Genomic DNA, 10,406 nt, shown 5'->3' with positions numbered 1-10,406 from the left:
ACCACGGCGTCGAGACGGCCGTCGACGTCACCCTGGTCGGCCGCTACTACGAACGCTTCGCCGACCACGCCGTCTCCATCGCCCGCCGCGTGGTCTACCTCGTCACGGGCGAACGCGCCGACGACTACCTCCCTGACACGCCCCTGATCCCCTGACCTGCCCCGCTGCGGCGGACCGGTTCGACTCAGCCCCAGGCCGTCACCGGCAGGAACGAGCTGTCATCGCGCCCAGGAGGGGCCGGTCGGTCAGAAGGTAAGGGTGAGGCAAGGGGACGGCAACTGGCCGCTCAAGTCCCTTGCGGCGGAGGGATGTTCGAGATTCCGTACCGCTGCGGGTGCGCGGACGTTACCGTTCGGTAGACAGACGTTCCCGGAGGTGGCCCCATGACGCTCGACCGTGCCGCAGGACTGGCGGAGTCCGCGCGGGCGCTGGCCGCCGGTGAGGTGACCTCCCGTGCGCTCGTCGAGCAGGCGCTGGCACGGATCGACGCGACGCAGTCCTCCCTCAACGCCTTTCGGGTCGTACGCGGCGAGGCCGCCCTCGCCGAAGCGGACGCCGCGGACCGGGAGTTGGCCGCCGGCGTCCGCAAACCGCTGCTCGGCGTGCCCGTCGCCGTCAAGGACGACATGGATGTGGCCGGCGAGCCGACCGCGTTCGGGTGCGAGGGGAACTTCCCGCCGGTGGCCCAGGACGGGGAGGCGGTACGGCGGTTGAGGGCCGCCGGGGCCGTCGTCGTCGGCAAGACCAACACCTGCGAGTTCGGGCAGTGGCCCTTCACCGAGGGCCCCGCGTTCGGCGCGACCCGCAACCCGTGGAATCCGGAGCACACCCCGGGCGGCTCCTCCGGAGGTTCGGCCGCCGCCGTCGCCGCCGGGCTCGTGCCCGCCGCACTGGGCTCCGACGGCGCCGGATCCGTCCGCATCCCCGCCTCCTGGACCCATCTGATCGGCATCAAGCCCCAGCGTGGCCGCATCTCCACCTGGCCCCGCGGCGAGTCCTTCCAGGGCATCACCGTCAACGGCACCCTCGCCCGTACCGTCGCCGACGCGGCCCTGCTGCTCGACGCGGCGAGCGGCAACCACGACCTCGACCCCCACCGCCCGGCCCGCATCGACGCCTCCGAGGCGGTCGGCCGCGATCCCGGCCGGCTGCGCATCGCACTCGCCCTCAAGCCGCCGTTCACCGCGCTGCCGGCCCGCCTGCAGCCGGAGGTGCGCCGACGCGTCGTCCAACTCGCCGAAAAACTCGGCTCCTTGGGGCACCTGGTGGAAGAGGCCGACCCGCCGTACGGCCAGATCGGGCTGACCTTCATCCCCCGCGCGACCGTCGGCCTCGCCGAACGCGTCCGCGAGGCCCCCTTCCCCACCCTCCTCGACCGGCGCACCCGCGACGCCGCGCGGCTGGGGCGGCTGCTCGGCGGGGCACCGCTGCGGGTGGCGCGGCAGCAGGAGGCGGTACTGCACCGTCGTATCGGCGCGTTCTTCCGCTCGTACGACGTCGTCCTCGCGCCCACCACGGCCGCTCCCCCGCCGCGCATCGGCGCGATGCTGCCGCTGAGCGGGTTCGCCACCGACCGCGCGATGATCGCCGCCTGCCCCTACGCCTGGCCGTGGAACGTACTGGGCTGGCCCGGCGTCAACGTCCCGGCCGGGTTCGTCGACGGACTGCCCGTCGGCGCCCAACTCCTGGGCCCCGCGGGCAGCGAGCCGCTGTTGATCTCCCTCGCGGCGCAGGCGGAGGCCGAGTTGCGCTGGTACGAGGCGTGGCCGCCGCAGGTCGTCACCGATTCACCGGCGGCGTAGGCGGGGCGGGCCCGTACCCTGTGACCATGGACGATGCGTCGATGGTCGGGCTCATGGGGCGGGTCACCGGCACGGTCGGGCCCGGGCTCGTCGGCGAGGTGATCGTACGGGTGCGCGGCGGGGCCGAGCACTTCCTCGCGTATCCGGCCACCGGGACGGCGCGGATCGAGCGGGGCACGGTGGTGATGGTGGTGGAGTACCTGCCGCCGCGGACGGTCTACGTGACCGAGGCGTACGACGTCTGAGCCGCCCCCTCACCCGGCTCCCTGACCACACGTGAGCCCGCTTCCGCGCAGGTGAGAGCCTCTTCAAGGGGGCATGCGTCAAGAAAACGACAAGGATTCGCAGGCGTCTTCACCCCGGCGCCGCGCGGGACGTCGTTGCGGGAGTGGTGGTCGCCGCCATTCTCGTTCTGGTCGGTCTGTTCAAGGCGATGTGGCGTGTCGCGGAACCCAACGAGGCGCTGGTCATCTCCGGCTCCAAGCACCGTACCGAGGGCTTGGAGGAGGGCATGGGATTCCGCATCGTCACCGGGCGGGGCACCTTGGTGCTGCCGGGGGTGCAGGCGGTGCGCAAGCTCTCGCTGGATCTGAACGAGACCGAACTGCACGTGGACTGCGTGACCCACCAGGGCATTCCGCTCAAGGTGCGGGGCGTGGTCATCTTCAAGGTGGGCGACGACTTCGTGTCGATCGCCAACGCGTCCCGGCGGTTCCTGGACCAGCAGAAGCTGATGGCGGAGCGGGTGCACAACGTGTTCGCCGGTCATCTGCGGTCCATCGTCGGCGGGTTGACGGTCGAGGACATGATCCGCGACCGGGAGAAGCTCACCGCGCAGACCCGCGCCGCCTGCGGCACGGAGATGGAGAAGCTGGGGCTCATCGTCGACTCCCTGCAGATCCATGAGATCGAGGATCCGACCGGGTACATCCAGAACCTGGCGATGCCGCACGCCGCGGCCGTCCAGCGGGACGCGCGCATCGCGCAGGCGGAGGCGAACCGGCTGGCCACCGAGGCCGAGCAGCAGTCGTTCGCGCGGATGGCGGAGGCGACCCGGGACAGTGAGATCCTGCAGGCCGGCTACCAGGCCGAGCGGGACAAGGCGGCCGCGAAGGCGCGCCAGGCCGGTCCGCTGGCGGACGCGGCCGCACGGCAGGAGGTCGTCGTCCAGGAGACACGGGTCGCCGAACTCGAGGCGCACCGGCGGGAGCAGCAACTGCAGGCGGACGTCCGCAAGCCGGCGGACGCGAAGGCCTACGAGAAGCGCACGCTGGCCGAGGCCGAGCGTGACGCGCGGATCTCGGCGGCGCAGGCCAAGGCGAAGGAGACGGAGCTCGCGGCGGCGGCCGAGGCGACCCGGGTCAAGGCGGCCGCGGGGGCCGAGGCCGAGGCGACCAAGACCCGGGGTGCCGCCACGGCGGCCGCCACGCGGGCCACCGGTGAGGCCGAGGCGGCGGCAGCGCAGGCGAGGGGTCTGGCGGACGCCGAGGCGACCAAGGCCAAGGGTCTCGCCGAGGCGGAGGCCATCAAGGCGCGGGCCGCCGCCCTCGCCGAGAACCAGGAGGCCGTCGTCGCCCAGCAACTGGCCGAAAACTGGCCGGAGATCGTGAAGGCGGGCGCGTCCGCCTTCGGCAGCGTCGACAACATGGTGGTGCTCAACGGGGCCGACGGCATGGCCGACATGCTCGCCAAGGCACTCACCATGGGCGGTACGGGCCTTGGCCTCGCCCGCCAGCTGCTCGCCTCGATGAACCAGAACTCCCAGCCCGCGAACGGCACTTCCCCGTCCCTGAACGGCATCGCGGCACCGCCGTCGCAGAAGGTGCCGGTGGAGAACGAGAGTTAGCGCACGGAGGTCCGCACAGCACACCCGGGGGTCCTCGGTTTCGAGGGCCCCCGGCCCGTGTGCGCCGCCGGTGCTCGCGGTTCGTGCCCCCGTGTGCATCACGCGCCCTCTTGTCCGCCGCCGTCCCACCCGGCGAGCATCGCCCTGTATCCGGTCACGCGGTCACGGCCGCGACTTGAGGAGGACGCCCGGTGTTCGAGTCCCTGAAGAACCTCAAGGACAAGGCGGAGGACATCGCCGAAGCGCACGGTGAGGCCATCGGAGAACGGCTGGAGAAGGCGGGCGACGTCATCGACGACCGCACGGACGGCAAGTACGGCGACCAGATCGACACCGGCGTGGAGAAGGCCAAGGACCTGGTGGAGCGGCTGCGCGAACAGGCTGCGGAGGAGTCCACCGAGCGAACCTGACCGCGCACCCTGTGGGGACAGACCATAAGGTGCGTGCGTGACTGCGTTTACCGATGAGAACGTTCCCGGCCGCTTCGGCGCCGGCGCCACCACCGAGGCCGATCCACGCCAGGTGGGCACGGTGCGTACCGAGTACTCCCCCGCGCATGACGGCGACCCGGACCCCGGCGAGATCGTGTGGACGTGGGTGCCGTTCGAGGAGAACGACGGCCGCGGCAAGGACCGCCCCGTTCTGGTCGTCGCCCGCGAGGCCACCGGCACCCTGCTCGCCGTCCAACTGTCCAGCAAGCGGCACGACGGCGACCGCGAGTGGGTCGCGATCGGCAGCGGGCCCTGGGACCGCTCGGGGCGTGACTCATGGGTCGACGTGGACCGGGTGCTGCGCCTGCACGAGGAGGGAATGCGCCGCGAGGCCTGCGCGCTGGACCGGGGACGGTTCAACCTGGTGCGCCAGCGGCTCGCGGAACGGTACGGGTGGAACTGACCCGGCTCCCGTGAGCGGAGCAGGTCCTCGCCCGCCAGGACGCGGTCCGACCTGCGGTTGAGGCAGGGGCGTACGCCGAGCAGCCGGCCGCCCGATGCCCAGCCCGACGGGAGCGAACGGTTTCAGGTCGGTCGCGATCACGGTTGGGATGGACGCCGACGCGCTCCGCTGTCTCCGTGACACCGAGCGAGCAGCGGCTCGGCCGGTGCAGGCGGCCTCGCCTGGCTGACCGTCCACCGCCGCCGCCCCGGCATGCGGATCGGCCAAGCCCGCTGAACAATCTCGCCGACTCGGGAACTCCGCCCGTCCTTCGTCCGTCTAGCTGGGTGAGTCCCCCGCAGCATCCCCCGTCTGCGGGGGACTCGCCAGCCTACGACTGGAGCTGGCGCTGCGGGAACGCCCGTACGAACGCCGCTCTGACCGTCTGACCGGCCGTGCGGTCCAGGATGCCGAACGTGACGTGCTCGAAGGTCCCGGCGAAGCGGCCGCCCGGGCCGAGCAGCGCGCGGAAGGCCCCGGCCACCTGCGCCGGCTCGTTCTGGAAGACTCCGCAGCCCCAGGCGCCCAGCACCAGGCGGCGGTAGCCCTGGGCCGCGGCCGTCTCCAGCACCCGCTCGGCGCGTGTCGTCAGGGCCTGTGGCAGCTCGGCGGCCCGCTCGGGCGCCGTACGGCGGACGACGCCGGCGTTCGGGGCCGCCGCCGTGAGGAAGCCGGCGCTGAACGGCTCGTCGAGCAGGCGGCCACGGTCGTCGCGGAAGACGGGGACGGCCGGTGAGTGGATGACACGGTCCGTGTAGAACGGGTCGCGGTGGGCGCGGTGGTGTTCGTAGAACTCCGGCGCCTGAAGCAGGCACGTGTAGAGCGCGGAGGCGCGGCACAGGGCCTCCTCCTGGGCCTGCGCGCCGTTCAGGAAGCCGCCGCCGGGGTTGCGGGCCGAGGCGAAGTTCAGCACCGCGACCTCGCCGCCGAGCCTGCGGGCCGCCTCCAGGCTGCTCTCGCCGGTGACCTCGAAGAACGTCTCGGCGGAAACGGTCTGCGGTGTCCGTATCGGATCAGGCCCGTACATGGCCGTACCCGCTCGGGCCGCCGCCACCGCCGCCGCGACGGACACCTCGCGTCCGTCGGGCGCGCGATACGTGCCCGCCGCCACGATCTGCTCGGTCTCGTGTGCGATGCCGCGCAGGCGCGCGCTCATGGCGCCACCCCCGTCGGCGCCATGAGCGCGCCCCGTGCGCGCTCCCCCGTCGTGCTCATGCAGGCATCCTGGGTGATGCTGGACATGCGGTGCAACGGAGTTTTCCGCACCCGTGAACGCCCAGGAAAACCGCAGAAAACACCCGGATCGAGGAGATTACCGAGTCGGAACGTGCCGGTACGCACCCTTGTGCGAATCGGCGCGAGGGTTTTGGGTGGGACGGGTGTCGCCGTCCGGGCGCCCCGGCGCTCCGGCCGACGGCACGGTGGAACCTCAGAAGGGATCCGACATGTCCGATTCAGTGACCGACTGCAGCGACTGTACGGAGCCTCGCACCGCCCTCACCGAAGCCGAGGTGGAGGCCCTGGTACGAGGCATATGTTTCAAGACCGGCCCGCCCCGAGGCGTCGGGGTCGAACTGGAATGGCTCGTCCACGAGCTGCGCGACCCGCGGCTCCCCGTGACACACGAACGACTCCGAGCGGCCTACGCCGCACTGCGGACCGTGCCCCTGAGGTCGGCGCTCACCATAGAGCCCGGCGGCCAGCTGGAGCTGAGCTCGCCGCCCGCCGCCTCCCTGACGGAGTGCATCGGTACCGTATCCGCCGACCTCGACGCCGTCCGTACGGCGCTCGCCGGGCACGGTCTCGGCCTGGTCGGCATCGGACACGACCCCTGGCACTCCCCGCGCCGGTTCCTGCACGAGCCGCGCTACGACGCCATGGAGACCTGCCTGGACCGCACCGGTCCGGCCGGCCGCCGCATGATGTGCACCTCGGCGTCGGTGCAGGTGTGCCTGGACGCCGGGTACGAGGAGCCCGGCCCCCTCGGTCACGGTCGGCGCTGGTGGCTGGCGCACCAGCTGGGCGCGGTCCTGGTGGCCGCCTTCGCCAACTCGCCGCTGGCCGACCGCGAGCCCACGGGCTGGCGCTCCACCCGGCAGCTGACCTGGATGGAGATCGGCGCCGGCCGGGCGGGCGGACCTCCGCTGGAGGGCGATCCGCGTGCCGCCTGGGCCCGGCACGTCCTGGACTCGCCGGTGATGTGCGTACGGCGGGACGGCACGGCCTGGGACGTCCCGGATGGGCTCACCTTCCGCGAATGGACCAGATCGGGCACCCCCCGGCGCCCGACCCGCGCCGACCTCGACTACCACATCACGACCCTGTTCCCGCCGGTCAGACCGCGCGGCTTCCTGGAGCTGCGCATGATCGACGCGCAGCCCGGCGAGGACGGCTGGATCGTTCCGCTCGCCGTGGCCACGGCGCTCTTCGACGACCCCTGGGCCGCCGAGACCGCCTACCGCACGGTGAAGCCCCTGGCCGAGCGGGCCATGGCGCAGCCGGCGCCGCACAACCCGCTGTGGCTCGACGCCGCCCGCTCGGGCCTCGCCGACCCCGAGCTGCACGAGGCGGCCGTCACCTGTTTCGCCGCCGCGATCGAGGCGCTGCCCCGGATCGGCGCCACCCCCGAGGTCACGGCCGCCGTCACGGCGTACCGGGACCGCTATGTCGCTCAGGGCCGCACCCCGGCCGACGAGTTGCTCGACCGTGTGTACGACACGGCCGGGCGCACCCACGGGAAGGACCTCCGCACATGACCGACCCCGCCATCGACGCCGAGACGCTCCGTGAGCGGGCCCTGACCACCCTGACCACCGCGCGCGACCGCACCACGCTGTTGACCAGCTGCGTCGAGGAGCCCGACCTCACGGCCCAGCACTCGCCGCTGATGTCCCCGCTGGTGTGGGACCTCGCCCACATCGGCAACCAGGAGGAGCTGTGGCTGCTGCGGGGCGTCGCCGGCCGGGAGGCGATGCGCCCCGAGATCGACGGCCTGTACGACGCCTTCGAGCACCCGCGCTCGGAGCGGCCCTCGCTGCCGCTGCTGCCGCCCGCCGAGGCCCGCGCCTACGCGGCCGAGGTGCGCGGGCGGGTGATGGACGTACTGGAGCGCGCCGACTTCCACGGCACTCGGCTGACGGAGGCCGGCTTCGCCTTCGGGATGATCGCCCAGCACGAACAGCAGCACGACGAGACGATGCTGATCACCCATCAGCTCCGCAAGGGCCCGCAGGCCCTGACGGCTCCCGACCCGGAGCCGGTCCCGCTGTCCACCGGCCCGGCCGAAGTCCTCGTCCCCGGCGGCCCGTTCACCATGGGCACCTCCAGCGAGCCGTGGGCGCTGGACAACGAACGCCCCGCGCACCGGCGCGAGGTGGCCTCCTTCCACATCGACACCACACCGGTCACGAACGGCGCCTACCAGGCGTTCATCGACGACGGCGGCTATGACAACGAACGCTGGTGGACGGCGGAGGGCTGGGCGCACATCCGCGAACACTCCATCACCGCCCCGCTGTTCTGGCGCCGTGACGGCAAGCAGTGGCTGCGGCGCCGCTTCGGCGTCACCGAGGTCGTGCCGCCCGACGAGCCGGTCGTCCACGTGTGCTGGTACGAGGCCGACGCCTACGCCCGCTGGGCCGGGCGGCGGCTGCCCACCGAGGCCGAGTGGGAGAAGGCCGCCCGGCACGATCCGGCCGGGAACCGCTCGATGCGCTACCCGTGGGGCGACGCCGACCCGGCCCCGGAGCACGCCAACCTCGGCCAGCGGCATCTGCGCCCGGCCCCGGCGGGCAGCTATCCGGCCGGGGAATCGCCCCTCGGCGTACGGCAGTTGATCGGTGACGTGTGGGAGTGGACGGCGAGCGACTTCCTGCCGTACCCGGGCTTCGAGGCGTTCCCGTACAAGGAGTACTCGGAGGTGTTCTTCGGACCGGAGTACAAGGTGCTGCGCGGCGGCTCGTTCGCCGTGGACCCGGTGGCCTGCCGGGGCACGTTCCGCAACTGGGACTACCCGATCCGGCGGCAGATCTTCTCCGGGTTCCGCACCGCCCGGTCCGCGGGAGACGTCTGATGTGCCGTCATCTGGCGTATCTGGGCCCCGAGGAGCCGCTGGGCCGGCTCCTCGTGGAGCCCGCGCACAGCCTGTACCGCCAGTCGTGGGAGCCCCGGCGGCAGCGGTACGGGACGGTCAACGCCGACGGTTTCGGGGTGGGCTGGTACGCCGAGGGCGATCCGGTGCCGGCCCGTTACCGGCGTGCCGGACCCATCTGGGCGGACCTGTCCTTCGCGGACCTCGCGCGGGTGATCCGCACCGGCGCGCTGCTGGCCGCCGTACGCGACGCGACCCTCTCGGGCGCCGACGCCGAGGCCGCGGCGGCCCCCTTCGCTACCGGGCCCTGGCTGTTCAGCCACAACGGTGCCGTCAAGGGCTGGCCGCGGTCGCTCGCACCGCTGGTGGAGAGCCTGCCCGCGGTCGACGTGCTGTCCCTGGAGGCCCGCAACGACTCGGCCCTCGTCTGGGCGCTGGTCCTGGCCCGGCTGCGGGCCGGCGACGAGGAGGGGCAGGCGCTGGCCGACACCGTGCTGGAGGTCGCCGAGGCGGCCCCCGGTTCCCGGCTCAACCTGCTGCTCACCAACGGCGAGACCATCACCGCCACCGCCTGGGGCGACACCCTCTGGTATCTCACCTCCCCCGGCCGCAGCACCGTCGTGGCCTCCGAGCCCTACGACGACGATCCGCACTGGCAGGAGGTCCCCGACCGCACCCTGCTCGCGGCGAGCCGCACCGACGTGCTGCTCACCCCCCTGAAGGAGCCGAGCGAGACCTTGGCCACCGCACCGTCGAAGGAGCCCCGTACGTGAGTCCGTTCCTTCTCACCCGCACCCTGCCCGAGGACGCCACCGACGCCGCCCTGCGCGCCGACGTCCAGCGGGGCCTGACCGGCACGCCGAAGACGCTGCCGCCGAAGTGGTTCTACGACGCCCACGGCAGCGAGCTCTTCGAGCAGATCACCGAACTGCCCGAGTACTACCCCACCCGCGCCGAACGCGAGATCCTCGTCGCCCGCGCCAACGACATCGCCGCGGCGACCCGGGCCCGCACGCTCGTCGAACTGGGCTCCGGCTCCTCGGAGAAGACCCGATACATCATCGACGCGCTCAGCGACCTGCACACGTACGTCCCCGTGGACGTCAGCGAGAGCGCGCTCACGCAGGCCGGGCACGCGCTCATCGCCGAACGCCCCGGGCTCCAGGTACACGCTCTCATCGCCGACTTCACCGCGAGTCTGACCCTGCCCGACACGCCGGGTCCCCGGCTGATCGCCTTCCTGGGCGGGACGATCGGCAACCTGCTGCCGGTCGAACGGGCCGCGTTCTTCGCCGCGATCCGCTCCCTGCTCTCCCCCGGTGACGCGCTGCTGCTCGGCACGGACCTGGTCAAGGACGAGAAGGTGCTGGTGCGGGCGTACGACGACGCGGCCGGGGTGACGGCGGCCTTCAACAAGAACGTCCTGACCGTCGTCAACCGGGAACTGCACGCCGACTTCGATCCCGGCGCCTTCGACCACGTGGCCCTGTGGGACCGGGAGAACGAGTGGATCGAGATGCGGCTGCGCTCCCGTACCGCCCAGACGGTGAAGATCCCGGCACTGGATCTCGCCGTCGACTTCGCGGAGGACGAGGAGCTGCGCACGGAGGTGTCGGCGAAGTTCCGCAAGGAGGGCGTGCGCGCCGAACTGGCCTCCGCGGGGCTGGATCTGGAGCACTGGTGGACGGACGACGATGGGCGGTTCGCGTTGTCGCTGAGCGTGGTGCGCTGACCG

The 10,406-nt window shown here is 72.4% G+C and carries 11 protein-coding genes; 10 read left to right on the top strand and 1 reads right to left on the bottom strand.

Annotation, left to right across the window (positions count from 1 at the left end):
• The 6 genes from ABZZ74_RS16320 to ABZZ74_RS16295 all read left to right on the top strand — a co-directional run.
• Positions 1 to 155, top strand: a 155-nt coding sequence (locus ABZZ74_RS16320) for a PhoU domain-containing protein (RefSeq protein WP_356765295.1), incomplete at its 5' end; no start/stop codon positions are given.
• Positions 156 to 383: 228 nt separating this feature from the next.
• Positions 384 to 1,802: an amidase gene (locus ABZZ74_RS16315; protein WP_356765267.1), complete on the top strand. Its 1,419-nt coding sequence runs from the start codon at positions 384 to 386 to the stop codon at positions 1,800 to 1,802.
• 26 nt (positions 1,803 to 1,828) lie between these two features.
• A complete protein-coding gene (locus ABZZ74_RS16310; RefSeq protein WP_356765265.1) occupies positions 1,829 to 2,047 on the top strand; it encodes a hypothetical protein in 219 nt (72 codons plus the stop codon).
• Between the two features lie 188 nt (positions 2,048 to 2,235).
• Entirely contained in the window at positions 2,236 to 3,648 is a 1,413-nt protein-coding gene (locus ABZZ74_RS16305) for an SPFH domain-containing protein (protein ID WP_356765293.1), read from the top strand.
• Between the two features lie 191 nt (positions 3,649 to 3,839).
• Positions 3,840 to 4,058: an antitoxin gene (locus tag ABZZ74_RS16300; RefSeq protein ID WP_356765263.1), complete on the top strand. Its 219-nt coding sequence runs from the start codon at positions 3,840 to 3,842 to the stop codon at positions 4,056 to 4,058.
• Between the two features lie 37 nt (positions 4,059 to 4,095).
• Entirely contained in the window at positions 4,096 to 4,542 is a 447-nt protein-coding gene (locus ABZZ74_RS16295) for a type II toxin-antitoxin system PemK/MazF family toxin (RefSeq protein ID WP_356765261.1), read from the top strand.
• A gap of 370 nt (positions 4,543 to 4,912) precedes the next feature.
• Here the strand turns inward: ABZZ74_RS16295 and ABZZ74_RS16290 are convergent, their stop codons facing one another.
• On the bottom strand, positions 4,913 to 5,737 hold the full coding sequence (locus ABZZ74_RS16290; RefSeq protein WP_356765259.1) for a TIGR02452 family protein: 825 nt from the start codon (positions 5,735 to 5,737) through the stop codon (positions 4,913 to 4,915).
• A 289-nt stretch (positions 5,738 to 6,026) separates the two neighbouring features.
• Between ABZZ74_RS16290 and egtA the strand changes: the two genes are divergently transcribed.
• From egtA to egtD, 4 genes are read left to right on the top strand one after another with little or no spacing between them, the layout of a single operon-like run.
• Positions 6,027 to 7,337: an ergothioneine biosynthesis glutamate--cysteine ligase EgtA gene (gene egtA, locus ABZZ74_RS16285; protein ID WP_356765257.1), complete on the top strand. Its 1,311-nt coding sequence runs from the start codon at positions 6,027 to 6,029 to the stop codon at positions 7,335 to 7,337.
• Positions 7,334 to 8,653, top strand: coding sequence for an ergothioneine biosynthesis protein EgtB (gene egtB / locus ABZZ74_RS16280; protein ID WP_356765255.1), 1,320 nt, complete (start codon positions 7,334 to 7,336; stop codon positions 8,651 to 8,653). The genes egtA and egtB overlap by 4 nt, the downstream gene beginning before the upstream one ends.
• Entirely contained in the window at positions 8,653 to 9,444 is a 792-nt protein-coding gene (gene egtC, locus ABZZ74_RS16275; protein WP_356765253.1) for an ergothioneine biosynthesis protein EgtC, read from the top strand. The genes egtB and egtC overlap by 1 nt, the downstream gene beginning before the upstream one ends.
• Positions 9,441 to 10,403 carry an L-histidine N(alpha)-methyltransferase gene (gene egtD, locus ABZZ74_RS16270; protein WP_356765251.1) on the top strand — a complete coding sequence of 321 codons (963 nt, stop codon included), beginning with the start codon at positions 9,441 to 9,443 and terminating at the stop codon, positions 10,401 to 10,403. The genes egtC and egtD overlap by 4 nt, the downstream gene beginning before the upstream one ends.
• Positions 10,404 to 10,406: the final 3 nt, after the last annotated feature.

This window comes from Streptomyces sp. NPDC006476 (genome assembly GCF_040612015.1).
In the GTDB taxonomy this organism is placed as follows: Bacteria; Actinomycetota; Actinomycetes; order Streptomycetales; family Streptomycetaceae; genus Streptomyces; species Streptomyces griseorubiginosus_B.
This window is presented reverse-complemented; position numbering and strand designations above follow the sequence as displayed.